At 73.9% G+C, this 25049-nt stretch carries 18 protein-coding genes; 9 read left to right on the forward strand and 9 right to left on the reverse strand.

Annotated features, from left to right (window positions below; all coding sequences use genetic code 11):
• Positions 1-84 precede the first annotated feature (84 nt).
• From ACA514_RS10705 to ACA514_RS10725, 5 genes are read left to right on the forward strand one after another with little or no spacing between them, the layout of a single operon-like run.
• The gene (locus ACA514_RS10705) at positions 85-1227 is read left to right on the forward strand and encodes an ATP-grasp domain-containing protein (RefSeq protein ID WP_375040896.1); all 1143 of its coding nucleotides are present in this window, start codon (positions 85-87) and stop codon (positions 1225-1227) included.
• On the forward strand, positions 1224-2798 hold the full coding sequence (locus ACA514_RS10710) for an IucA/IucC family protein (protein WP_375040897.1): 1575 nt from the start codon (positions 1224-1226) through the stop codon (positions 2796-2798). The genes ACA514_RS10705 and ACA514_RS10710 overlap by 4 nt, the downstream gene beginning before the upstream one ends.
• A complete protein-coding gene (locus ACA514_RS10715) occupies positions 2789-4381 on the forward strand; it encodes an IucA/IucC family protein (RefSeq protein WP_375040898.1) in 1593 nt (530 codons plus the stop codon). Before ACA514_RS10710 ends, ACA514_RS10715 begins: the two co-directional genes overlap by 10 nt.
• On the forward strand, positions 4378-5451 hold the full coding sequence (locus ACA514_RS10720; protein WP_375040899.1) for an alanine racemase: 1074 nt from the start codon (positions 4378-4380) through the stop codon (positions 5449-5451). Before ACA514_RS10715 ends, ACA514_RS10720 begins: the two co-directional genes overlap by 4 nt.
• 11 nt (positions 5452-5462) lie before the next feature.
• Positions 5463-5948 carry a hypothetical protein gene (locus ACA514_RS10725; protein ID WP_375040900.1) on the forward strand — a complete coding sequence of 162 codons (486 nt, stop codon included), beginning with the start codon at positions 5463-5465 and terminating at the stop codon, positions 5946-5948.
• Here the strand turns inward: ACA514_RS10725 and ACA514_RS10730 are convergent.
• Positions 5929-6558 carry a DinB family protein gene (locus ACA514_RS10730; protein ID WP_375040901.1) on the reverse strand — a complete coding sequence of 210 codons (630 nt, stop codon included), beginning with the start codon at positions 6556-6558 and terminating at the stop codon, positions 5929-5931. The genes ACA514_RS10725 and ACA514_RS10730 overlap by 20 nt on opposite strands.
• Before the next feature lie 124 nt (positions 6559-6682).
• On the opposite strand from ACA514_RS10730, the gene ACA514_RS10735 reads away from it, so the two are divergent.
• Positions 6683-8287 carry an AMP-binding protein gene (locus ACA514_RS10735; protein ID WP_375040902.1) on the forward strand — a complete coding sequence of 535 codons (1605 nt, stop codon included), beginning with the start codon at positions 6683-6685 and terminating at the stop codon, positions 8285-8287.
• 76 nt (positions 8288-8363) lie between these two features.
• Here ACA514_RS10735 and ACA514_RS10740 read toward each other — a convergent pair whose 3' ends face one another.
• The 5 genes from ACA514_RS10740 to ACA514_RS10760 form a co-directional block, all read right to left on the reverse strand.
• A complete protein-coding gene (locus ACA514_RS10740) occupies positions 8364-8669 on the reverse strand; it encodes a hypothetical protein (protein ID WP_375040903.1) in 306 nt (101 codons plus the stop codon).
• Positions 8670-8742: 73 nt separating this feature from the next.
• Entirely contained in the window at positions 8743-9522 is a 780-nt protein-coding gene (locus tag ACA514_RS10745) for a class I SAM-dependent methyltransferase (protein ID WP_375040904.1), read from the reverse strand.
• A 95-nt stretch (positions 9523-9617) separates the two neighbouring features.
• Positions 9618-12980, reverse strand: a complete 3363-nt coding sequence (locus tag ACA514_RS10750; protein ID WP_375040905.1) for an ATP-dependent helicase — start codon at positions 12978-12980, stop codon at positions 9618-9620.
• A complete protein-coding gene (gene tnpB / locus ACA514_RS10755) occupies positions 12977-14314 on the reverse strand; it encodes an IS607 family element RNA-guided endonuclease TnpB (protein ID WP_375040906.1) in 1338 nt (445 codons plus the stop codon). Before tnpB ends, ACA514_RS10750 begins: the two co-directional genes overlap by 4 nt.
• Before the next feature lie 148 nt (positions 14315-14462).
• Positions 14463-17666: an ATP-dependent helicase gene (locus ACA514_RS10760; protein ID WP_375040907.1), complete on the reverse strand. Its 3204-nt coding sequence runs from the start codon at positions 17664-17666 to the stop codon at positions 14463-14465.
• A gap of 259 nt (positions 17667-17925) precedes the next feature.
• On the opposite strand from ACA514_RS10760, the gene ACA514_RS10765 reads away from it, so the two are divergent.
• Both ACA514_RS10765 and ACA514_RS10770 read left to right on the forward strand, forming a co-directional pair.
• On the forward strand, positions 17926-19449 hold the full coding sequence (locus ACA514_RS10765) for a hypothetical protein (RefSeq protein ID WP_375040908.1): 1524 nt from the start codon (positions 17926-17928) through the stop codon (positions 19447-19449).
• Positions 19446-20834: an amidase gene (locus tag ACA514_RS10770; protein WP_375040909.1), complete on the forward strand. Its 1389-nt coding sequence runs from the start codon at positions 19446-19448 to the stop codon at positions 20832-20834. Before ACA514_RS10765 ends, ACA514_RS10770 begins: the two co-directional genes overlap by 4 nt.
• Positions 20835-20877: 43 nt before the next feature.
• On the opposite strand, the gene ACA514_RS10775 is transcribed toward ACA514_RS10770, so the two are convergent.
• Positions 20878-21321, reverse strand: a complete 444-nt coding sequence (locus ACA514_RS10775) for a heme-binding protein (protein ID WP_375040910.1) — start codon at positions 21319-21321, stop codon at positions 20878-20880.
• A gap of 239 nt (positions 21322-21560) precedes the next feature.
• On the opposite strand from ACA514_RS10775, the gene ACA514_RS10780 reads away from it, so the two are divergent.
• Entirely contained in the window at positions 21561-23303 is a 1743-nt protein-coding gene (locus ACA514_RS10780; RefSeq protein WP_375040911.1) for a helix-turn-helix domain-containing protein, read from the forward strand.
• Here ACA514_RS10780 and ACA514_RS10785 read toward each other — a convergent pair.
• Together ACA514_RS10785 and ACA514_RS10790 are read right to left on the reverse strand one after the other, a co-directional pair.
• Positions 23300-24682: an MFS transporter gene (locus ACA514_RS10785; protein ID WP_375040912.1), complete on the reverse strand. Its 1383-nt coding sequence runs from the start codon at positions 24680-24682 to the stop codon at positions 23300-23302. The two genes, ACA514_RS10780 and ACA514_RS10785, sit on opposite strands and share 4 nt — an antisense overlap.
• Positions 24679-25038 carry a Rieske (2Fe-2S) protein gene (locus ACA514_RS10790; RefSeq protein ID WP_375040913.1) on the reverse strand — a complete coding sequence of 120 codons (360 nt, stop codon included), beginning with the start codon at positions 25036-25038 and terminating at the stop codon, positions 24679-24681. The genes ACA514_RS10785 and ACA514_RS10790 overlap by 4 nt, the downstream gene beginning before the upstream one ends.
• Positions 25039-25049 lie beyond the last annotated feature (11 nt).

A 25049-nucleotide genomic window follows, 5' to 3' on the forward strand; every position in this document is an offset into this window, starting at 1 on the left:
CCTGGGGCCCCGGGCGCCGCCACTATGGTGACGGTTGCGAGTTAGGCAAGGCTTACCTCACCGAACTCACTGGAAAGGCCGACCGTGGCCGCCTCCCTCTACGTCGTCGCCGGCAAGGCGACCGACTCGGTGACGCACGGGTTCCTGCCCGCCGCCGCGCGCCTCGGGCTGGACGTGGTCCTGCTCACCGACCGTCCCGCCGCCCACGGGAACGTCGCCGGCCGGGTCGTGGAATGCGACGTCTCCGACTTCCGGCACATCATCGACCGGGTCGGGGGCGAGCCCGCCGGGATCTTCTCCAACAGCGACTTCCTGCAGGCCCCGGCCGCCTTGGCCGCCGCCTACTTCGGGCTGCCCGGCAAGGACTGGCGCGCCGCGACCCGCGCGAAGAACAAGGCGCTGATGCGCCGCCATCTCTCCGCGCTGGACCCGGTCTTCTCGTCGGACGCCTGGCATGTGCCGCCGGACGCGCCGTACCCGCTCGTCCTGAAACCGCGTGAGGGCGTGGCCAGTGAGGACGTGTTCCTCGTCCACGACGCGCGCGAGCTGGAGATGCGGCGCGAGGAGATCGCGGCGCGCCGCAACGACCCGCTGGTGGCCGAGGAGTACCTGCCGGGGCAGCTGCACACGCTGGAGACGCTCGGGGACGGGCGGCGGCTGCACGTGCTGGGCTCGTACCGGACGACGCTGTCGCCGCCGCCGTTCTTCGTGGAGGAACGCCTCGAATGGGCGGCCCCGCCGCCGGAGACGCCACAGATCCTGGCGCAGCTGGACGCGCTGGGCGTCGGGTTCGGCGCGTGCCACACCGAGTTCGTCGTGCACGAGGGCCGCGCCCGCATCATCGAGGTGAACTACCGACTCATCGGCGACCACTGCGACTTCCTCCTGGCGGACCTGTTGGGCATCCCGTTGTTCGAGCGGATCCTGGGCATCCACCTAGGGGAGCCGTTGTCTCTCGACGCCCCGTCCGTGCGGGGGCATGCCGTCGCGGAGGCCGTCATCGCGGATCGCGCCGGAGTCCTGCGGGCCGCGCCCGGTCCGATAGAGCTGCACGACGGCACCGTACGGCTCGCCTATCGCCCGCAGCGCGCCGTAGGCGATTCCGTCGCCCTCACACGCACGAACCGCGACTACCTGGGGACCGTCCGCGCCATCGGTCCGGCGCAAGACGAGGTGGAGGCCGCGCTGGCGCGCTTCCGCTCCGCGCACCACTGGACCATCACGTGACCGATGCCGACATCGAGGGCCCGCTGGCGGCCCGGGTTCTGGACGCCCTGCTCCGGGAGGACTACGGCGGGCTGCGGCGCTTCGTCGACGATCGGACGCTCGCGCTGCCGGGCCGTTCGGTGCGTCTGGTCGACGCCGACCCGGTCTTCCTGTCCGAGCTGTGCGTCGACCCCTCGCAGAAGCTGGCGTTACATGACGTCTTCGCGCTGGTGCGGCACGTGGCGGACCCCCGCGACGACACCGAGGCGTTCGAGCGGGAGTGCCTGGACGCCCTGGCGACGGTGAAGCTCCACAACGACGCGCGTCCCGCCGTGCACCGGCGCCTGGCGCGGATACCGGACGAGCTGAGGACGGGCCCCGGCACGTTCTACGAGAGCCTCGCCGCCTACAACGACCATCCCGTCCATCCGACGAGCCGCTGCCGTTCCGGGCTCAGCATGGCGGACCTGAGCCGCTACGCCCCCGAGTTCGCGCCGGCGTTCCCGCTGCGGTGGGCCGCCGTCCGCGGCGCGACGCTGGTGGGCGAGACGCCGATCTGGTGGCCCGCCCCGGACGATGTGGGGCTGCGCTCGGCGGACGCGCTGTTCCCCGTCCACCCGCTGGCCGTCCGCCTGGTCCGGGACGAGCCCGCCGCCACCATGGCGCCGGAACCGTACCTGCAAGTGGCACCGACGCTGTCGATGCGGACGGTGGCGGCGGCGCCGCTGGAGCACGTGAAGGTTCCGCTGCCGACGAGCACGCTCGGCCTGCGCAACCGCCGCACGATCGTGCCCGGCACCCTCCCGGACGGCGCGCTGGTGGAACGCATCCTGCGGCGCGTCCTCGACCGGGAACCGCACCTGCCCGTACTGCTGGCCGACGAGCAGACCTACGGGCACGCCGACAACCCGCTCCTGGCCTACCTCGTGCGGCGTTTCCCACCGGAAACCGCGCCCGCGCACATCGTCCCCATCGCGGCCTTGTTGGCGGCGGCCCCGGACGGGGGCCACGTCATTGAGCGCTGGGATGTGGAGCCGCTCTTCGACGCCTACCTGTCGGCGCTCTTCTCGTGGAACGTCACGCTGTTCCGCTACGGGATCGCCCTGGAAGCCCACCAGCAGAACGTGGCACTCGTCCTGGACGACGGTCCGCCGCGGCTGCTCGTCAAGGACAACGACGGGGCGCTCATCGACCCGGCCCGGCTCCGCGAGCGGCTCGGCCCGTCCCCAGGCGCCGACCCCCGCGACCTCGTCGACCGGCGGATGGTCACCGCCGACCCCGGCGCGCTCGCCCGCGTGTTCGTCACGATCACCCTGCACCTGTGCGCGGCGGCGCCCGCGCTCGGGCTCGCCGAGCGCGGCCTGCTGCCCTGGCGCACCGGCCGCGCCCTGATCCGCGACCGGCTCGACGCGGCGCTCGGCCCGCCGGACGCGTTCCTGCGCTCGCGCACGCTCGACGCCGGCGCGCTGCCGGGCAAGGCCATGGTCACCGCCGGGACCCTCGTCGACAAGGCCAGGACCGGCGCCGCCGACATCAACAAGCACTACGGCCCGCCCGGGCCGAACTACCTACGGGATGCGACGTGCTTCTGACCGAACGGGCCCTGACGGCCGACGACGCCACCTCCACCGCGCTGCTCAACTGCCTGATCCGGGAGGTGTGCGGGCCCGAGCAGCAGGTGTGGCCGGACGGCGGGCACCTCGTCGCCCGGCTGCCGCGCGCCGGCGTCGTGCTGCGCACCGGCCTCGCCCGCCCGCCGGCCGGCCCCACCTACCGCCTGGCGCCGCCGTACGAGGAGCGGCGCGGCGACGCGTGGATCCCCGCCTCCTGGGACCGCCTCGCCGACCTCGTCGCCGGAGAGCTCGAACTGGCCACGGGACAGCCGAACCCGGAGTTCCTGGCGCAGGTCGACGACAGCCACAGCGCGCTGGCCGCCATCATCGCCGCGCGCCACGAACCCCAGGGCGACCGGTATCTGGAATCCGAGCAGTCGCTTGTGGCGGGCCACCGCTTTCACCCTTCGCCGAAGTCCCGGCAGGGGGCGCCTGCCGACTGGCTCCGGTACGCGCCCGAGACGAGGGCCCGCTTCCGTCCGCGTTGGCTGGCCGTGCGGGACGACGTCGTCGCGGAGGAAGGCGATCCGGAGGCGTTCGCGGCGTTGGGCGGGCCGTCCGTGCGAGGTTGCCGGACGCTTCCTGTCCACCCGTGGCAGTTCTCGCTGCTGGCGGGGAATCCGCTGCTCCGGGAGGCGCTGGCGCGGGGGCTCGTGCGCGACCTGGGGCCGTCCGATGTCGAGGCCGTGCCCACGTCGTCCGTCCGCACGGTGTACCTGCCGGACGCCGACCTGTTCTGCAAGTTCAGCCTGGACGTGCGCATCACCAACTGCGTCCGCAAGAACGCCTGGTACGAGCTGTCCGGCGCCGTCGCGTTGAACGAACTACTGCCCCGCGTGTTCACGTCCCTGGGTGCGACGCTTCTCGCGGAGCCCGCCTACCGCAGCGTCGCCCTCGCCGACCGCCGTCTCTACGAGGGCCTTGGCGTCATCGTCCGGGAGGGCGTGAAACACCTCCCCGGCACGCCGCTGCTGGCGGGCGCACTGGCCGACCCGTACAACACCCTCTTGGACGACCTGCCGGCCCTGGCGACTCCCGACGGCGCCCTAGCGTGGTGGAACGCCTACGTCGCCCACGTGGCTCCCCCTGTACTGCGGGCCTACCTCGAACACGGCGTCGTCCTGGAACCGCACCTCCAGAACGTCCTCGTCTGCGTCGACCCGGACGGCATGCCCGTGCACGCGGCGTTCCGCGACCTGGAAGGCACCAAGCTCACCGCCGGCCGCTGGGACCTGTCGCACCTGCCCGCCCGCGTCGCCGAAGGCCTCACCTACGCCCCCGCGCACGGCTGGAACCGCGTCGTCTACTGCCTCCTCGTCAACCACCTCACCGAGACGGCGGCGGCCGTCGCCGACCTGCATCCCGCGCTCGAACCGGACCTCTGGGCCGCGGCCCGGACCCACCTCGCGTCCCTCGACCACCACCCGCAGGTCAGGGCCCTGCTCGCCGGCGTCCCGCTGCCCGCGAAGGCCAACCTGCGCGCCCGCTGGTCCCGGTCGGCCGACCGCGGCGCCGCCTACGTCCCCGCCCCCAACCCGCTCGCCGCACCGCTTCCGCTGTGAACCTCGACGACCTTCGCGGCCTCGACCGCCACCCTGCCTACGTCTACGACCTGCCCGGCCTGAAAGCCCACGTGGCATCCATCCGCGCCGCTCTCGGCGGCACCGAGCTGTTCTACGCCGCCAAGGCCAATCCCGACGCCGAAATCCTCCGCGCCCTCGCACCGCACGTGGACGGAATCGAGGTCTCGTCAGGCGGAGAACTGACCCACGTCCGCGAAACCCTCCCGGAGGCCCGGATCGCCTTCGGCGGTCCCGGGAAAACCGACGAAGAACTGGCTCTCGCCGCCGGCATCGACCGCGTCCACGTGGAAAGCCCCAGGGAACTCGACCGGCTGCGAGGTCCCGCGAACGTCCTCCTCCGAGCCAATCTCCCGTTCCGAGTGCCGGGTGCTGCGCTCACCATGAGCGGCCCGTTCGGCATGGACGAGGACGCCCTCGACGCCTGCGCCGAACGAATCGCCGGGATCCCGCACATCACCCTCCGCGGCGTCCACGCCCACCTCGCCTCCGGCCTGGACGCGTCCACCATGCTCGACCTCGCCCACCAGATAGCCGAATGGGCGATCCCCTGGCTGAAAACCCAAGGCGTGGACGATCCCGAACTGAACATCGGCGGCGGAATGGCCGTTGACTACACCTCACCCGTCACCCGGTTCGACTGGTCCGCCTACGGCGCCGGACTGGCCGACATCCCCGCCCGCCTCCGCATCGAACCCGGCCGCGCCATGACCGCCTATCACGGCTGGTACGTCACCGACGTCCTGGACGTGAAAACGACGCGAGGCGAGACTTACGCCATTCTCCGAGGCGGCACGCACCACCTCAGGACCCCGGTGGCGAAAGGCCACGACCAGCCTTTCCACGTACTCACCGCGAACGGCCCGGAATCACCCGCGACCCTGGTCGGCCAGCTCTGCACCCCGAAGGACGTCCTCGCCCGCCGCGTCCCCGTCCCGCCGCTGCGCCCCGGCGACCTGATCGCCTTCGCCATGGCCGGCGCTTACGCCTGGAACATCTCGCACCACGACTTCCTCATGCATCCCGAACCGGCGTTCCACTACCTCCGCTAGGGTCACGGTCCGTGGCCGACATTTACGACTTCTTCCTGGCGATCAACCTGCGCGAGCTGCCGGACGCCGAGGTCGCCGAACTCCGCTGGCACCTCGGCCTCGGCCCGCAGCCCGAGGACCTGACGATCCCGATCGACTTCTCCGAGGTCGTCGTGGACGACGACGGCGAGCCCGCGGTCGTCCAGACCCCCGAACCCCAGCTCGCCCAGCGCGGCCCGGGCTGGAAGATCGGCGGCGCCCTCTTCGCCGCCCTGGAACCCCGCGAGGGCGGCGGCTGGGCCCTGACCGCCCGCCAGGAGCTGCACCCCGACTACTACGACCACGTGGACCCGCTCCTCGAATGGCTCGGCGCCCGCGCCGACTACGACCACGTCGACTCCGACGGCACCACCAAGAGCGGAGGCGGCGGGGACTTCGTCGGCTACGAGCGCTGGTACGAGGACGCCACGATCGAGCGGCTCCTCGTCATCGAGGACTTCAAGATCCTCCGCCGCTGACGCGGGGCGCGCCGTCCCAGCGCCATTTCGTCAGGCGGGCTCGGCCGGGCAGGTCGCCGCGTCCGGTCGACCAGAGGAGCGCCGGCCAGGGCTCGGCGGCGTGCGGGGCGTCCGGGAACAGGCGCGCCAGCACCTTGGCGCACAGGTCGGCGGGCGGTTCCCAGGCGAGGCCGAGCCCCTGTGCGACGTCGTGGACGTGGACGAGCGTCTCCACGATTCCCATGGCCGCGAAGCCTGCGGGATCGGATGCCCCGAAGCCGTGGTGGGCGCGGACGTCAGGTGGCGTCGTCCGCACCAGCGCGGCCAGCATCGCGCCGCAGGCGTCCAGAACCTGCAACAGGCCGCCGGGTCCCGCGTCGCGGTCGGCGTAGGTGACGTTGGCGGGGCCGCCGGGGCGGCGGCTCTCCCACAGGAACGGCACCTCCCGGTCGGCGGCCCGTGCGCCGAGTTGGGCCGCATAGGCGAACAGGTCGTCGCTCAGATGCTCGACGGTCTCCCAGCACGTCCATTCCAACGTGCCCGCCTTGCCGTCCCACGCGTCGGGCGGCGCCTTCCGCAGCACTTCGACCGCCGCCCGAACAGCCCGTTCCAGGTCGTCCGCTGTCACCATGTCTCGCATCCCACGACGGTACTGGGAGCAGCCACCGGGCCGGTGGCCGGGCGTACGCGGGCGCGGCGGATTAGGAATCATTGGCGCGGCAACGTATGTCGCTGGGCGATGCGAGGAGGATCCGGTGCTGGAGCGGATGCGGTCGGTCGTGAAGGCGGGAGCGAGGGCGACGCGGGCCGTGCGGGACACCGGGATCATGCATCCGGTGCGTCCCGATCGGGCGGCGCGGCTGCTGTTCCCCTACGTGCGGTTCGGGCCGGTGCCGGCGACGGTGGGCGCGATGGCGGCGCTGCGGTTCCCCGGCCGGACGGCGCTCGTGGACGAGCGGGGCGCGCTGACGTACGCCGAACTCGAAAAGCGGGCGGCGTCGCTGGCGACCGCGCTGCGCGACAGGGTCGGCGACGGCAGGATCGGCGTGCTGTGCCGCAACCATCGCGGATTCATCGAGGCCGTGCTCGCGGCGTCCCGGCTGGGCAACGACGTGGTGCTGCTCAACACCGACTTCTCCGCGACGCAGCTGGGGCAGGTCGCCGAGCGGGAGGGCGTCGAACTGCTCGTCCACGACGAGGAGTTCGGCGCGACCGTGGACGAGTCGGGGTTCGCGGGGGCGCGGGTGCTCGCGTGGACGGACGGCGACGGCGGCGCGAGGGAGTCGATCGACGCGCTCGTGGCCGCCACGGAGGCCGAGCCGCTGAACCCGGAGCGCACCAGCAACGTGATCGTGATGACGTCCGGGACCACGGGCACGCCGAAGGGCGCGCGGCACGACCTGTCGATGGCGTCGCTGCTGCCCGCGGCGCTGAGCCATCTGATGCGCGTCCCGGTGCGATCGGGGGCGCCCCTCGTCATCGCACCGCCGCTTTTCCACATTCTCGGTTTCGCGTACACGGCGGTGGGGCTCGGCATGGGCATGCCGCTCGTCCTGTTCCGGCGGTTCGACCCGAAGGACGTGCTGACGGCCATCGTGGACTGCCAGGCGGAGACGCTCGTCGCGGTGCCGGTGATGCTGCAGCGGATCCTGGACGCCGCGAAGAGCAACCGGCAGTGGACGCCGTCGCTGCGCGTCGTCGTGTGCGGCGGCTCGGCGCTGCATCCGCACCTGTCCGAGGCGTTCATGGACGAGTTCGGCGACGTGCTGATCAACGTCTACGGGGCGACGGAGACCGGCTGGGCGACCATCGCGACGCCCGCGGACCTGCGGGCGGCGCCCGGGACGGTCGGCCGCCCGTCCTTCCGCCTCACCGTCAAGATCCTGGACGAGGACGGCGACGAGGTCCCCGCCGGGGAGACCGGCGAGATCTACACCGGCGGCGGCCTGCGGTTCGCCGGGTACACCGGCGGCGGGGGCAAGAAGGTCCGCGACGGCCTGACCGGCACCGGCGACCTCGGGCATTTCGACGCCGAAGGGCGGCTGTTCATCGACGGCCGCGCCGACGACATGATCGTCTCGGGCGGGGAGAACGTGTTCCCGGGCGAGGTCGAGAGCCTGCTCGGCGAGCATCCGGACGTCGCCGAGGTGACGGTGAAGGGCGTCGAGGACGAGAAGTTCGGCCAGCGGCTCGCCGCCTACGTGGTGCGCGCGGAAGGCTCGCAGGTCACCGAGGACGACCTGAAGGCCCACGTGAAGAAGCACCTGGCCCGCTACAAGGTGCCGCGGGACGTCCGTTTCGTGGACGAACTGCCCCGCACCAGCACCGGCAAGGTCCGCTCGAAGGCGCTGACCGAGTGACGGAGGGCGACGTCCGGAACCAAGGCCGCGGACTCCGGACGCGCCCCGTCACCACCCCGTGAGCGAGCGGGCCGGCTCAGGCGGCGCCGCGGTTCTTGGCGGCCATGCAGATGCGGGCGAGGTCGTTCAGGGCGTCGGCGCGGCGCTCGTCGAGGGTGCGCCGGTCGCCCGGGCCCGCCTCCGCGAGGGTGTCGATGACCAGGGAGAACACCGGCCACTCGGCGGGGCCGATGGCGCCCTGGAAGTCGATGCCGTCCTCCAGGTCGTCGAGGTCGAGGTTGCGGGCGAAGGTGGCCAGCGCGGCCTCGGCGGCCACCACGCCGATGCGCATCGCCAGCGCGGCCGGCTCGCGATCGAGGGGGCGCACGGTGCTAGAACCCATGTTCGACAAGATAGAACACACGAGCGACGCACGTCGAACATTCACTCGAAAACATTCGAGCAAAACGCGCGAATCAGCCGGCGACAGCGTGCTGGAACAGGTACGAGTGCGTGAAGTGCAGTTCGCCGTTCTCGCGGCTCGGCCGCATTCCGGTGGCGGGGCCGCCGGCCAGTTCCGCTTCGAGTTCGCCGCGGATCCGCGCGGCGGCGTCGGCGGGCGTCCGCGACAGCTCCAGCCACGGCTCCAGCGGGCGGGTGAAGTCGATGCGCCGGGACCGCTTCACCTCGGCGCCCGCCTCGGTGACGAGGCCGGCGATCTGCGCCTCGGTGAGCATGGTGCCGTGCGAGGGGTCGCGGAGCCGCTCGATCCGGTCGGGGTCGCCCTCCAGGCCGTCCGGCCGGACGAGGTCGGCGATGATCAGCGCGGCGCCCGGCCGGCTGACCCGGGCCATCTCCCGCACGACGGCCTCCGGCGCGGTGACCTGGTGCAGGGAGAAGCGCGTCACGACGAGGGTGAAGGAACGGTCGAGGTAGGGCAGCGCGGTCGCGTCGCCCTCGGTGAAGGTGACGTTGGTGAGGCCCCGCCGGTCGGCTTCGCGCTTGCCCTCGGCGAGCATCGCGGGGGTGAGGTCGAGGGCGGTGACGTGCCGGACGCGATGCGCGATCGCCAGGGACACGATCGCGGTGCCGGCGGCGACCTCCAGGACGTTGTCGTCCAGGTCCAGTTCGGGATCCATGAAGCGGACGAGGTCGTCCAGGTGCCGGGTGAACGCGACGTTCAGCCGCGGGTCGGCGAACCCGGCCGCCTGCTTGGAGAACTCCCGTACGACCTTGTCGCCGTGGGTCACCGTCACGTCGCCTCCCTCGTAGCGTTCTCCGGATCATCTCTGAAACGGGGTGCGGTGAACAGAGGCAGTGACGGTCTTCACTGACGGACGGTAAGCACGCGTCACGCTGCCGGGACGGTCTCCAGGAGAGCGGCGAGGCCGGCGGCGTCCAGGAGGTCGGCGGGCCGGACGGTGGTGTTCGCGCTGACGTAGTGGAACGCGGCGCTGACCTCGGCGACGTCCACTCCCGCGAGTTCCGCCCACGCCAGCCGGTACGCGGCGAGCTGCACGGACGCGAACCGGGCGTCGTCGCCGGACGGGGGGCGGCCGGTCTTCCAGTCGACGACCTCGTAGCCGCCGCCGCGCCGCCGGAACACCGCGTCCATCCGGCCGCGGATCAGCCGGTCGCCGATGATGGTCTCGAACGGCACCTCGATGTCGAGGGGTTCGCGCGACGCCCACTCCGACTCCTCGAACCTCTCCTGGAGGCGGACGAGGTGGGAGTCGTCGGCGGCGCCCTCGTCGGCGGCGCCGGGCAGCTCGTCGGGGTCGATGAGGCGCTGCTGCCCCCAGCGCCCCTCCAGCCAGGCGTGGAACGCGGTGCCGCGCCGCGCGTACGGGGCGGGCGGGCGCGGCATCGGGCGGCGGATCTGCCGGGCGAGCGCCGCCGGGTCGCGGGCGAGCGACACCAGCGACGACACCGACAGGTGCGCGGGCAGCTCGACGACGAGGCCGTCGCCGCCGCGTCCCCGGTCGCGTTCGGCGAGGAGCAGCTCGACGTCGCGCGCCCACGCCGTCATGCGGCCCCGGTCGGCGTCGGACAGGCCCTCGTCACCGGCCCACAGCCGGTTCCGCCCGGCCATCGCGTCCTCGACCATGCGGGCGGCCTCGACGACGGCCTCGTAGCGTTCGCGGGCGGACGCGTCGGTCCTGCCGCGCTCCCCCGGCGCGACGGGCCACTGCGCCTCCTCCGGGTCGGCGAGCAGCGGGTTCGTCTCGCCCTCCGCGGGCGGGTCGGCCCACACCGCGACCGTCCCGGCGCCGGCGAGGCACACCGCGCGGACCTCCTCCAGGAACGGTGACGGCCCGAGCGGGCGCCCCGACGACCCCCACCAGTACCCGGTGGTGATGAGCAGGCTGGACGCGCGGGTGACGGCGACGTAGGCCAGGCGGCGCTCCTCGCGCAGGTCGCGTTCGGAGCAGGCCTGGTCGAACGCGGCGAGGTCGTCCTTCTCCAGGCCGGTCAGCGGCGGCAGGTCGGCGCGGTCGCCGCGGAGCATGAACGGCAGGACGCGCGGGTTCGCCGTCCAGCGGGTCGCGTTCTGCGGCGGCGACGGGAAGATCGAGCCCTTGGCGGGGCCGCCGTTCTTCTGCGGCACGTACGACAGGCCCGGCACGACGACGACCGGCCATTCCAGGCCCTTGGACGCGTGGACGGTCAGCAGCTTGACGCTGTCGGTCTCGCCGACGCGGCCCGCCTCCAGGCCGAACTCCTCGGTCTCGGCGGCCTTGAGGTAGGCGAGGAACGCGCCGAGCGTCGGGTCCTCGGCGTCGCCGGCGAAGGTGGCGGCGGCGTCGATGAACGCGTCGAGGTCGGCGCGGGCGGTGACGGGGTCGAGGCCGGACCGGGCCGCGACCTCGATGTCCAGGCCGAGCGCCCGCTCGACCTCGTTGACCAGGTCGGGCAGCGGCAGCCCGACCTGGCTCCGCAGCGCCCGCAGCTCGTCGCGCAGCCGCCGCAGCCGCCCGTACCCCTCGGGCGAGTAGGTCTCGGGGGCGCCGAGGTCGTCGAGCGCGTCGACGAGGCTGCCGGTCTCCTGGTTCAGCTCGCTGACCAGCTGGCGGAGCGGGTCGTCGCCCGTCTCCGGCGCCGGTTCGCCGCCCTCGGGCGGTTCCTCCGCGGCGGTTTCGGGCGGGGTGACGTCGCGCGCGGACTCCTGCGCCAGCGCCCGCGCGCGCCGTCCGAGCGCGACCAGGTCGCGGGGGCCGAGCCGCCAGCGCGGGCCGGTGAGGAGCCGGGCCAGCGACGCGCCCGCCGTCGGGTCGTGCATGACGCGCAGGGTCGCGACGACGTCCTGCACCTCGGGGACGGTCAGCAGCCCGCCGAGCCCGACGACCTCGACGGGGATGCCGCGCGCCTCCAGCGCCCGCCGGATCAGCGGGAACTGCGACCGTTTGCGGGCGAGGACGGCGACGTCGGAGTACTGGAGCGGCTCGGCCTGCACGCCGCCGTCCGGCGCGACCGCCGGGTCGCCGGCCATCAGCCCGGCGACGCGCCCCGCGATCCGGTCGGCCTCGTCCTCGACGGTGGGGAACAGCGCGCACTCGACGCGCCCGCGCCCCTCCCGTCCGGCGCCGGGGACGAGCCGCGGCACCGCCCTGGTCTCCGCGCGCAGCTCCTCCTGGATCTTCGCGGCGGCCTCGAGGATCTGCTCGCCGTTGCGGAACGACCGGCTCAGCTGCACGACCGGCGCCGGGACCGGCCGTCCCGAACCCACGGCGGCCTGCGAGGGGAAGTCATAGGCGAAGCGCAGCAGGTTCCCGGCGCTGGCGCCGCGCCACCCGTAGATCGACTGGCAGGGGTCGCCGACCGCCGTCACCGGATGCCCGCCCGCGAACAGCGACTTCAGCAGGACGAGCTGCGCCTGGCTGGTGTCCTGGTACTCGTCGAGCAGCACGACGGAGAACCGGGACCGCTCGATCATCCCGACCTCGGGGTGCTTGTAGGCGATGCGCGCGGCGAGCGCCATCTGGTCGCCGTGGTCGATGACCTCGCGGTCGGCCTTGGCCCGCCCGTACTTCTCGATCAGCGGCATCATCTGCTCGCGGACGGCCTGCTTCGCGAGGATGTCGCGCTGCGCCTTCAGCGGCTTCTTCACCGCGGCGAACCGCTCGTCCAGCCACGCGCCGACCTTGCGGACGTCGTCGGCGGTGCGCAGGTGCTCCGACAGGTCGCCGGACAGCTCCATCACGGCCTTGGTGACGGTGTCGGGCTGCCACTCGATGCGGTCCATCGGCCCGTCGTAGGCGTCGACGACCCGCGAGCAGATCTGCCACGCGACCGCCGGCGAGATCAGCCGCATCGTCGGCTCCAGCGCCTCGCGCAGCGCGTGGTCGCCGAACAGCCGCGCCGCGTACGAGTGGTACGTCGACACCATCGGCTCGCCGTCGAACAGCGCCTCGCCGCCGAGCCGCTCCAGCTCGTCGCCCGGCAGCACCTCGCGCAGCTTGTCGAGCCGCTTGCGGACCCGCACGCCGAGCTCGGCGGCGGCCTTGCGGGTGAAGGTCAGGCCGAGGACGCGCTCGGGCCGCACGAACCCGTTCGCGACCAGCCACACCACCCGCGCGGCCATCGTCTCGCTCTTGCCGGACCCGGCGCCCGCGATCACCGCCATCGGCGCCATCGGCGCCTCGATCACCCGGGCCTGCTCCTCCGTCGGCTCCGGGATCTCCAGCAGCCGGGCCAGCTCTCCCGGCGAGATCACCTCGCTCCCGTCACCCGGGCCGTGATCGAATGCGAACACGGCTCTGGGCGGCCGTCGCTTGCGCGGCGGCGGTCCCGGTCTTCCACGCCAGGCGTGGCGCCGGGTTCCTGCTTCGCAGGTGTCGGCCCGGCCGGGCCGGGTCTCATGTCACCTCCACAGGCGTTTCCCCTCTCCGCCCCACTGGCGGCGAGCACGAGCAGGTTCCGCGCGGCGTTGACGTCCCGGCCCAGGACCAGGTCACAAGCGTCACAGCGGAAGGTGCGCTCGGACAGCGGCAGGCTTGGCTTTCGCTCACCGCAACCCGAGCAGGTCTTCGACGACGGATACCAGCGGCCCGCCGTGATCAGGCGGCCGGTCTTCCATGCCGTCTTGTACTCCAGCATTCGCCGTGCGGCCCCGAACGAGGCATCGGCCACACGCCGGGCCAGCCGTCGGTTCGCCAGCATCCCCAATACGTTGAGATCCTCCACCACGACGATCTCATAGCGGGCGGCCAGCATGCTGGTGGCCTTGTGCAACGCGTCGGCCCGGACGTTGGTGATGCGGGCGTGGTGGCGGGCCAGCCGCGCGGCCGCCTTGGCCCGGTTGACCGACCCGCGCTGCTTGCGGGAGCAGGCCTTGCCGAGGCGCCGCAGTTTCCGCAGCCCCGCTCCCAGCGACTTCGGACCGTCGATCTCGATGACCGCGCCCCGGTCGTCCACGGCGGTCAGCAGGGTCCTGACCCCCAGGTCGATGCCGACGGCGCTGCCCGGCCGGGCATGTCGTCCAGGAATGTCGCGGTCGACCTGCACGGTGAACGACACGTACCAGCGATGTGCAATCCGCGACACCGTCGCCGACAGGATCCGCGCCGTCCCGTTCTCCAGGCGGCGGGCCAGCTTGCGGGTGGACTCGTGCGTGGCGATCGCACCCATGCGCGGCAGCGTCACCATCCGTCCCGAGCACCGCATCACCCCGGACCCGAAGCGGAAGGAGTCGCGGCACCGGCCGCGTTTCTTGAACCGGGGGAACCCCAGGCGGCGTCCCTTGCGGACACCGTTGCGGGAGGCGACGAACTCGCGCAGCGCCCGGTCCAGGTCACGGAACGCCTCCTGGTAGACGCACTTGGAGTGCTCGCCCCACCACTCCAGCGCGGGGTCGGTCTTCTTCACCTGATTCCACAGCCGGTGCAACTCGATGCCCGACCACCATTTGCCTTCGGCGTCGTAGCGGTCCCGGCAGGCTGCCAGTCCCCAATTCCACGCGAACCGCGCCGCACCCGCGTGCGACCGCAACACCCGCTCCTGCCGAGGGGTGGGGTCCAAGGCGAATCGGTACGCCTGCGTAACCTTCACACTCCGCACCGTAGCCGCGTCCTCTGACAGAACCTGGACGCCGCCTGCGGGGAGGTCCGCAGAGGTCCTCAGGTTCATGTACGTTCGCCCACCAGCCGCTCCCCCGAGCCGTCACCGCGGGGTGAGACGGCCCCCGCGCCCGTCAGTGTCAGTCGCCTACCTGCCCGCCCTCGTCGTGGACGGGACAGCAGGAGCGTACGGGACAGGTCCGACACTTGTCGTTCGCACGCGCCTGGAAGACGTCGCCGGCCATCCCCGTCGCGACGATCTCGACCAGCTTCTTGGGCCATTCGGGGTCGGCGTCCTCGGCGGGCGGCGGCTGCTCCTGCTCGCGGGCCTTCGCGGTGAACGCGGCCTTGCCGACCTGGATCAGCTTCGCGCCGCCCGGCTCGATCAGCCCGTGCCGCTCGAACGCGCCGAGCATCACGGCGTACTGGTAGACGCCGAGCTGCGGGTGGCGGGCCAGGTCGTCCTTCGGGACGGCCGTGGTGGAGGTCTTGATGTCGATGATGACGGCGCGGCCCTGCTCGTCGCGTTCGGCGCGGTCGATGCGGCCCTTGATGACGACGCGGCCGAGGTCGACCTTGAACGACTCCTCCAGCGCGACGACCTCGTTGGGGTTGTCGCGGTGCCAGGTGAGGAACTTGTCGACCATCGCGGCGGCCTGCTCGCGCTGCTTCTCCGAGTACCAGGAGCTGCGGAAGTCCAGGTCGTTCCAGATCTCGTCGAGGCGCTCGGCGACGTGCACCTCGCTGACGCCGTCGTCGGCGCCGGCCATCTCGGCGACCGCGTGGATGACCTTGCCCATGGTGCTGAACTCGTTCGGGCCGCCCTCCTGCGCGCCGACCGCCGACGCCAGCAGCCAGCGCAGCCCGCAGGTGGTGAACGCCTCGACCTGGGACGGGGAGATGGCGATCTGCTCGTCCTCGGCGAACGCCGGGCCCGGGTCGGACAGCGCGGTGATCGCGTACCAGTTCTCCGGCCGCGCGCCCCGCACGCCCGCGCGCGCGAGGCGGGCGAGGTGCCCGGCGGCGGCGCGGCGCAGCGGCTCGGGGCGGGTCGGGTCCGACACCACCGACCGCAGGTCCGCGACCAGCGCGGACAGCGACAGCCAGCGGGTCTTCTCGTCCAGCTGGGACTGCTCGATCGCGCCGGGCAGCAGCTCGTTGAGGAACCGGGACGGCCGCTCCTCGGTGTCGTCGCCGCCGACCGCCGTCACCACGAGCCGCTTGCGCGCGCGCGTGACCGCGACGTAGAAGAGGCGGCGTTCCTCGTCCAGCATCTTGGCCGCCATGGACGCGCCGGCCGCCGCGTCGGAGTCGGGGGCGGCGCCCGCCGCGTGCTCGATCAGCTCCTCGACGCCCAGCAGCGAACCGCGCAGCCGCACGTCCGGCCACACGCCCTCCTGGACGCCCGCGACGATCACGACGTCCCACTCCAGGCCCTTCGACCGGTGCGCGGTGAGGATCCGGACGGCCTCGCCCTCCGGCGCCTGCTCGGCGAGGGTGTCCCCGGCGATCTCCTGCGCGGCGATGTTGTCGACGAACAGCTCCGGGCCCGCCTGCGGCAGCCGGTCGACGAACCGGGCCGCGTGGTCGAACAGCGCGACGACGGCGTCCAGGTCCCGGTCGGCGGAGGCGCCGCGCGTCCCGCCCTTGACGCTCTGCTCCAGCAGGACGTCCGCCTGACCGCTCTCCTCCCACACCGCCCACAGCACCTCCTCGGCGGACCCGCCGTCGCGGACGTTGCGCCGCGCCACGTCGATGAGGTGCGCGATCCGCTCGGCGGGGGCGCGCACCTTCTCGTGGACGGGCACCAGCTCGCGCGGGTCGTTCACCGCCGCGATGAGCAGCTCCCCCAGCGGGCGCTGCCCGCCCGACAGCTCCTCCAGGTCGCGCAGCGCGCGCTTGAGGCGCCGCATCGCCAGCGCGTCGGCGCCGCCGAGCGGGCCGGTGAGCAGGTCCTCCGCGACGACCTCGTCCAGGTAGCCCTTCTTCAGCGCCGCGCGCAGCAGCACCAGGAACGGGCGGACGGCCGGCTCCTGCATCAGCGGAACCTCGTCGCCCGCGACGACGACCGGGACGCCCGCCTGCGCGAGCGCCCGCCGCAGCACCGGCACCTGCCGGACCGCGCTGCGGACCAGCACCGCCATCCGCGACCACGGCACGCCGTCGAGCAGGTGCGCGCGCCGCAGTTCGTCCGCGACCAGCGCCGATTCTTGGCTCTCGGAGTCGGCGATAACAGCACGCACTTCATCGGGGGGTCCAGGGGGGTCGCCCCCCCTGGAAGACACCGCACGGACTTCGCCCTCTTCCGCCTCGTCGGGCGTGAGCAGGGCGCGGTGCTCGGCGGCGCTCCCGGCGGAGCCGGCGGGCAGGCGGCGCGCGATGCGCCGCGACGCCGCCAGGATCTCCGGGCCCATGCGGCGGCAGGTGCGCAGCGCGACCACCGGCGCGGGCCGCCCGTCCAGCGTCAGGAAGCGGTCCGGGAACTCCTGGATGCCGCGCACGTCCGCGCCCCGGAACCCGTAGATCGACTGGTCGGGGTCGCCGACCACGACCAGGTCGCGGCCCTCCCCCGCCAGCAGGTGCAGCAGCGCCTCCTGCGCCGGGTCGGTGTCCTGGTACTCGTCCACGAACACCACGTCGTAGGCGTTCCGCTCGCGGATGCGGACCTCCTCGTCCGCGAGCATCCCGGCGGCCATGTAGATCAGCTCGCCGTAGTCGTAGGTGGGGACGGGGTCCAGCAGGAACCGCTCGACGTACCGCTCCATGAACGCGCCGATGGCGGGCCAGTCGTCGCGGCCGCGCATCCGCCCGAGCGCGACGAGCTCCTCGGCGGTGAGCTGCCGCTCGACGGCGCGCAGCGTGAAGTCGCGCAGCTCCTCGGCGAACCCGCGCGTCGCGAGCGCCGCCCGCAGCCGCTCCGGCCAGCCGCGCGCGCCGTCCGCCATCTCCCCTTCGAGGAGCCGCCGCACTTCGAGGAGCTGTTCCGGACCGGACAGCAGCCGGGGCGCGGGCTCCTCGTTCAGCACCGCGTCCCGCCGGATCAGCGCGTAGGCGTAGCTGTGGAACGTCAGCGCCAGCGGCGTCCGGGTCGTGCGGTGCAGCCGGCCGGTGATCCGCTCCCGCAGCTCGCCGGCCGCCTTGCGGCTGAACGTGAGCACGAGCACCCGCTCGGGGTCGACGCCCCGGTTCTCGATCCGGTCGACGACCGCCTCGACGATCGTGGTGGTCTTGCCGGTGCCGGGCCCGGCCAGCACCAGCATCGGCCCGCCGGCATGCTCGACGACCCGCCGCTGCTGCTCGTCGAGCAGGGGCGGAACGGCCCGCGCGGGACCCGCGCGGCGCACGAGACGGTAGGAAGCAGGCGGCACAACAGTTCATTGGAACAGATCACCGGGGCTGCTCGGACCACAACGGACGCATGTCGCGAACGTGACGCGACGCGGAACGCGCGGGACGCGGGGCTCGGCAGCCTGCACAATCGCGGCCCGCCGCGATTGTGCGGTCTTCCGTTGCCCTCCGCGCGACCGATCATGGAGAGTCGGCCCACCCCCGTGCACCGAACGCGGACGGCCGCGTCCCGGGGAGGTGGGAGGTCTTCACCCTTTGTCGCCTGCGCACTGGATCTATCTCCTGGGCCTCGCCGCCCTCATCGCCACCGTGGTGGCGCGCAAGAACGTCGTGGGTCTCGCGGTCTGCGGGACCTTCGTCACGGCCCTCGTCTACAGCGGCAGCGTCACGACCGGGATCGCGGCGGTGTTCAACGCCGGGATCGTCGCGGCCCGCGAGCTGCTGCCGATCTTCCTCATCATCGCGATCGTGACCGCGATGCTCGGCGCCATGCGGGGGCTCGGCGCCGACCTGATGATGGTGCGGCCGCTGCAGCGGCTCGTCCGCAACGGGCACGTCGCCTACCTCGTGCTCGCCGTCGTCACCTACCTGCTGTCGATGTCGTTCTGGCCGACGCCGGTACTGCCGCTGATCGCGGCGATCCTGCTGCCGGCGGCGGTCCGGGTCGGGCTGCCGCCGCTCGCCGCGGCCATCGCGATCGCGATCACGGGGCAGGGCATGGCGCTCAGCTCCGACTACATCATGGGCGTCGCGTCCGGGCTGTCCGCGCAGGGCGCGCACGTGCCCGCGGGCGCGATCGCCGACCGCGCCCTGATCATCTCGCTCATCGCCGGGGTGGTCGCGCTCGGCGTGTCCTACCTGCGGGACGTCCGCACCAAGCTGCTCGACCCGGTGGTGGCGGCGGCCGCGACGCTCGACCTCGCCGCCGCGGGCGACGGCGACGTCCGTGCGGAGGCGCACGGTGAGGCCCGCAGGACGGCGGGCGGCGAGGACGGCGCCGGCGCCACCGCGACCCTGACGGCGACGGGCCCGGCGGGCGCCGCGGGCCCGGACGAGGAGCCCGCGAAGCCCGGCACGCGGGCCCGGATCGTGGCGGTGGCCGTGCCGCTGGTGTTCGCCGTGCTGCTCGTCGTCATGCTCCTCGGCCGGTTCACCTCCCTCGTCCCCGACATCGACGACGGGCAGGGCGCGCCGCTCGTCGGCGGGACGGCGGCGCTGGCGCTGGTCGCCGTCGCGGTCGTCGCGGACCGCCGGAACTGGCTGCAGAGCTGCGCCGACCACTTCACCGACGGCATCGGGTTCGCGTTCCGCACGATGGGGGTCGTCATCCCGATCGCCGGGTTCGTCTACGTGGGCCTGTCGGACTACTCGGCCGAGATCCTCGGGATGCCGGACGGCGCGAAGGGCCCCGCGCTCCTGCTGGACGCGATCGGGCACGTCCAGGACCACATCCCGCACGTGCCGGTGTTCGCCTCGTTCGCGATGCTGCTGGTCGGCATGGTGATCGGGCTGGACGGCAACGGCTGGCCCGGCCTGCCGTTCACCGGGTCGCTGGCCGGGGAGCTCGGGCACGCCTCGGGCGCCGACCCCGCCACGCTGGCCGCGATCGCGCAGAACGGCGCGAGCTGGACCGGCGGCGGCACGCTCGTCATCTGGTCGTCGCTGATCGTCGTCGCGGGCCTCACCGGCGTCCCGGTGATCGACCTGGCCAGACGGTTGTTCGTGCCGGTGGTGACGGGCCTGGTCGTGGCCACGGCGGTCGCGGCGGTGGCGCTGTGAGCGCGGCACGGGACGCGGTGGAGACCGCGGAGCTGGTCCGGACGGGCGCGCTGGCGGCGCGCGAGGCGGTGGCGGCGGCGCTCGACCGGATCGCCCGGCTGGACGGGGACCTCGGCGCGTTCGTCCACGTGGACGCGGAGGGCGCGCTCGCCCGCGCCGCCGAGATCGACGCGATGGTGGCGCGCGGCGAGGACCCCGGGCCGCTCGCCGGCGTCCCGCTCGCCGTGAAGGAACTGCACGCCGTCGCCGGATGGCCATACGCGATGGGCAGCGTCCTGCACGCGGACCGCGTCGCCGGCCACACGTCGACGATCGTCGCGCGGGCGGTCGCGGCCGGGGCCGTCCCGGTGGGGCTGACGGCGTCGCCGGAGTTCGGGCGGGCGTCGTTCACCGCGTCCGTCCTGCACGGCGTCACCCGCAACCCGCACGCGCCGGAGCTGACGCCGGGCGGGTCCAGCGGCGGGTCGGCCGCGGCGGTCGCGGCCGGCATGGTGCCGGTCGGGACCGGCACGGACGGCGCGGGCTCGCTGCGGATCCCCGCGTCCTACTGCGGGCTCGTCGGGTTCAAGGGGACGTACGGGCGCGTCCCGCGAGGGCCCCGGCACCGCGGCACCGCCGAGAACGACCACTACGGCGTCCTCACCCGCACGGTGCGCGACACCGCCCGGTTCCTCGACTGCGTCTGCGGGACGGACGAGTACGACCGCGCATCGCTGCCCGCCCCGCCCGTCCCGTTCGAGACGGCGCTGGAACGCGAGGACCTGCGCGGGCTGCGGGTCGCGTGGTCGCCCGACCTGGGCGGCGCGCCCTGCGATCCGGAGGTGGCTGCGGTCGTCGAGGACGCGGCGAAGGCGTTCGTCGCCGGCACCGGCGCACGGGAGGTGGCCGCCGGGCTCCGGCTGGAGTCCTGCGGGGCCGCGTTCCGGACGCTGTCGGTGCCGGACGTCCACGCCGAGCTGCGGAACGCGCCGGACGACCGGCTCGGGTCCGTCCACCCGACCGTCCGCCGCTACGGCGACGCGGCGCAGGCGCTGGACGCGGACGCGCTGGTCGACGCGCACGAGGCCCGCGCGCGGCTGGTCGAGACGCTCGCCGAGGCGTTCGGCCGGTTCGACCTGCTGCTGACCCCGGCGACGCAGGCCCCGGCGTTCCCGGCGGAGGGGCCGATGCCCACCGAGATCGCCGGGCGCCCGGTGGACCACTGGGGCGCGCTGGCCGTCACGTTCCCGTTCAACCTGTCGGGGCATCCGGCGGTGTCGGTGCCCGCCGGGTGGGCGGGCGGCGCCCCGACCGGCCTGCAGATCGTCGGGCGGCGCCACGAGGACGCCCGCGTCCTCGCCGCGGCCGCGGCCTTCGAGCGCCTGCGGCCCTGGCCCGCGACCTGACTGCGCCGGGCCGGACGGCGGCGTGCGCGTCGTCCGGCCCGGGTCACGCGGTCGCGATCTTCTCCTGGAAGGCGCGGAGGGCGGCGGCGCCGACGGCCTTGTCCTGGTCGCCGTTGCCGCCGCTGACGCCGACCGCGCCGACGACCTCGCCCTCGTGCACGATCGGGAAGCCCCCGACGAAGATCGCGAACTTGCCGGGCAGCATCTGGTTGATGCCGAACGCCTCGTTGCCGGGCAGCGCGGGCCCGTTCGGCGGCTCGTTGAACTTGTGGGTGTCGCGCTGGTGGCCGGCCGCGGTGAACGCCTTCGCGATCGCGATCTCGACGCCGGTGAGCCGGGCGCCGGTCATCCGGTGCAGCGCGATCGGGTGGGCGCCGTCGTCGGCGATGCAGATCGTCTGCCTCACCCCGATCCGCCGCGCCTCCTCCTCGGCTGCGGTCAGCATGACCAGGGCGTCTTCCAGGGTGAGCCGGTGAACGGTGTGCACGGGACCTCCGGTCGTCTCGAGCGGGAAAGACCGACCCGGACCTGCCCTCGCCGCCGATTCCATGGCGGCGGACAGTGGGTATTGCCGGAATCGGAATTGTCGCGCAGGATGTGGCTGACGGATAAAGCGCCGGCTCCCACCGTCCGCCACGATCGCCTTCATGTCCCGTCAGTCTCGGAGGACCGCCGCCTCCGCGGCTATGTACACTCTGCCGAACGATCCGGACGGGATGTGGGCACATGGCACAATCTCCAGCATCCACGACGACCCCCTCCGCCACCGGCGCGGGCGACCAGGTACCGGTGCGGACCCTGCTCGCCGAGCCGCTGCTGCGGGGCACCCTCATCGCCGGCGCGTCCGGGCTCGACCGCGGCGTCGGCTGGTGCCTGCCGCTGTCGGAGACCAGCACCGAGACCGACCTCGCCGGCGTCGCCGTCCACCTGCCGGTGACCGCGCTGGCGCCGCCGGACGAGGCGGCGGCGCTGGTCGCCGGCCTGGTCCGGCGGGACGCCGCCGCGCTGCTCGCCCGGCGCCCCCGGGGCGACGGCACCGACCTCGCCGCCGCGGCCCGCGCCGCCGACGCGGCGGGCGTCCCGCTGCTGGAGCTGCCCGCGGAGGCCGACTACCGGACGGTGAGCCGGCTCGTCGGGCAGAAGGCCCTCGCGCAGGCCGCGCACATCCTGGAGTACGGGACGCGGGTGCACCGCACGCTCGCCGAGGTCCTCGCGCACGGGCCGGGCATCCCGGCGATGGCGCACGCGATCGTCGGGCTGTCGCGCTGCTCGGTGCTGATCTGCGACGCCGACGGGGAGCGGCTGGCGTGGGCGGAGACGCCGGACGGTCCCGCGCCCGACCCGGACGCCGTGCAGGCCGCCCTCCCCGCGCCCGCCCCGCACGGGCCGGACGCCGTCCTGGACGGGCACGCGCACGCGGCCGAGACCGAGCTGCCCGTCGCGCCGGGCGCGGCCGTGAACGCGCTGATCACGCCGGTGGTCGTCGGCGGCGAGCCGTTCGGGCGGCTGGTGATGGTGGAGCCGGCGTGCCCGCCGGACCCGCACGACCTGGCGCAGCACCGCGTCGTCGCCGAGCACGGCGCCACGCTGATCGGGTCGGAGATGCTGCGGCAGCGGTCGGTGCGGGCCGCCGAGGAGCGCGCCCGCGGCGACTTCGTCGAGGCCCTGGTCCACGGCCGGTTCGCCGACCCGCACGAGCTGGGCGCGCGGGCCCGCCACCACGGCTTCGACGTGGACGGCCACTACGCGGTGCACGTGGTGTCGGCGGCGGCGCTGCTGCCCGTCGGCCGCGACTACCTGCGCCGGACGGTCACCGCGACGCGCACCGCGCAGACCCTGGACCCCGCCGGCTGCACGCTGACGGCCGCGATCGGCTCCACGATCGTGGTGATCCGGCAGGTGGCGGCCGGCACCGACCCGCTGAAGCAGCGCGCGGAGGCGGCCCGGTTCGCCGAGCGGCTGCACCGGTCGCTGCGCCCGCGGCTCGGCGACGACCTGCGGGTGACGCACGGCCGTCCGGGCGCCGGCGCGGCGGGCGTCGCGGCCGGCTACCACGAGGCGCGGCTGGCGATGGGCCTGGCCTGGCACACCTCGGCGGCGCCCGTCTGCGGCTACGACGACCTGCGGGTGTTCGCCGCGCTGAAGGACGTCGCGGGCAGCGCGGAGGCCAAGTCGTTCGCGCACGAGACCCTCGCCCCGCTGCGCCGCGCGAACGGCGGCGACCTGGAGCAGATCGTCCTGGCCTACATCAGGACGTCGGGGAACCTGAACGCGGCGGCCCGCGAGCTGGGCATGCACCGCAACACGATGCTCTACAAGCTGGACCGGGCGTCGCGGGCGCTGCGGATGGACATCCGGTCGGCGGACGCGCAGTTCATGTTCTGGCTGGCGCTGCACATCGACACGCTGACGACGGTCACCGGCAGCCTCGCCGAGGAGATGGCCCCGCCCGCCGCCGCCCCTCGCTAGTCCGGGCGCGCCACGGGATCGGGACCGAGGTGGGAGGCCAGGAGGCCGAGGGCGGCGGTCGCGGCGCAGACGGTGAAGACCAGGCCGAACGCGGGGGCGTGGTCGAGGACGGCGCCGACCCACGCGGCGCCGACCGCCGAGCCGCCGAAGCGCAGCAGGTTGAACAGGCCGAGGCCGGCGCCGGTCCGTCCGGCGCCGGAGCGGGTGGCGCCGGTCGCGGCGGGCGTCTGGACGAACGCGACGCCGGCCCCGGTGAGCGCGAGCGCGGCGAGCAGCAGCGGGATCGGCCCCGGCCAGGCGAGCGCGGCGGCGACCAGCGCCTGGCCCGCGATGAGCACGGCGAGGCCGCCGCGCAGGACCGTCCGGGCGCCGAGCCGTTCCATCAGCACACCGGTGACGGGCCCGAGCAGCGCCATCGCCAGCGGGAGGCTCAGCAGGTAGGCGCCGGCGGCGAGGGTGGCGGTGTGCCGCTGCGTGGTCAGGTACACGGGGACGGCGAGCAGCGTCGCGCCGAGGCAGAACATCTGCGCGAGGACGCTGAGGCACGACCGCAGGTAGCGGGTCTCGATCAGCAGGCGCGGCGGCAGGAACGCGTCGGGGCGTCCGCGCGAGGACGCGACGTACCCGGCGGCGGCGAGCAGCCCGGCGAGGGCGCCGCACCACACGACGGGCGACGCGGCGCCGAGGCTCGCGGCGGCGGACGTGGCGCCGAGGCCGAGCGCCGCGGCGAGGGTGAGCAGCGCGGCGCCGCGCCAGTCGAGCGGGACGGCCCGCGCCCGCCCCGGCGGGACGAACCGGAGCGCGAGGGCGGCGGCGGCGAGGCACACCGGGACGACCGGCCAGAACACCGCGTGCCAGCCGAACCAGGTGGCGAGGCCGCCGCCGAGCGCCGGCCCGGCGGCCTGCCCGACGCCGTTCGCGGCGGCCCACAGGCCGAGGGCCCGGCCGCGCCGGTCGCCGTCGAACCGCGCGGCGATCAGCGCCATGACGGCGGGCAGCATCGCGGCGGTCGCGACGCCCTGCACCGCGCGCATCGCGACCAGGAGCGGCAGCGTCCCGGCGAGCCCGGCGCCCGCCGAGGCGAGCGCCAGCGCGAGCATGGCCGCGACGAACACCCGGCGCGGGCCGATCCGGTCGCCCAGCCAGCCCGAGACGGGCAGCAGCACCGCGAATGTCAGCGTGAACGCGACGACGACCAGGGTCCCGGCGGAGATCGGGGCGTCCAGGTCCCGCAGGATCAGGGTCAGCGGGACGTTGACGATGGTGTTGGCGACGGTCCCGGTGAACGTGCCGAGCAGCAGCGGGACGAGCGCCGCCCACGACCCGCGCCCCGCCTCGTCGCGGCCGCGGGTACCGCGTCCCCGGCCGACCGCCGTCATCCGCGGGCGAGCTTGCGGCGGCGCGGGCCGCCGTCCGCGGCGTCCTCCGGCGGGACGTGCACCAGGATCTGCCCGTCCTCCTCCTTCACCGGGTACACGCGGATCGCCTTGGTGGCGGGCGGCGTGATCGGCTCGCCGGTGCCGAAGTCGAAGACGCTGCCATGGCAGGAGCACAGCAGGCCGTCCTCGGTGACGTGGCCGGACGACAGCAGGCAGTCCAGGTGGGTGCAGTAGTTGGACATGGCGTGCACCTCGCCGTCCCAGCGGGCGACGGCCACCTCGGCCTCGCCCACGAAGAAGCGGCGGACGACGCCCTCGGGCACCTGGCCCGAGCGGGCCACGGGCTGGTATTCCATCGGTCGCTCCT

This window comes from Actinomadura sp. NTSP31 (assembly GCF_041951385.1).
GTDB lineage: Bacteria > Actinomycetota > Actinomycetes > Streptosporangiales > Streptosporangiaceae > Spirillospora > Spirillospora napierensis.

Excerpts from the sequence above, each read along its gene's own strand:
- ACA514_RS10730 (WP_375040901.1), bottom strand. The coding sequence starts at position 6,558 with ATGGTGACAGCGGACGACCTGGAACGGGCTGTTCGGGCGGCGGTCGAA.
- ACA514_RS10740 (WP_375040903.1), bottom strand. The coding sequence starts at position 8,669 with ATGGGTTCTAGCACCGTGCGCCCCCTCGATCGCGAGCCGGCCGCGCTG.
- ACA514_RS10780 (WP_375040911.1), top strand. The coding sequence starts at position 21,561 with ATGGCACAATCTCCAGCATCCACGACGACCCCCTCCGCCACCGGCGCG.
- ACA514_RS10785 (WP_375040912.1), bottom strand. The coding sequence starts at position 24,682 with ATGACGGCGGTCGGCCGGGGACGCGGTACCCGCGGCCGCGACGAGGCG.
- ACA514_RS10790 (WP_375040913.1), bottom strand. The coding sequence starts at position 25,038 with ATGGAATACCAGCCCGTGGCCCGCTCGGGCCAGGTGCCCGAGGGCGTC.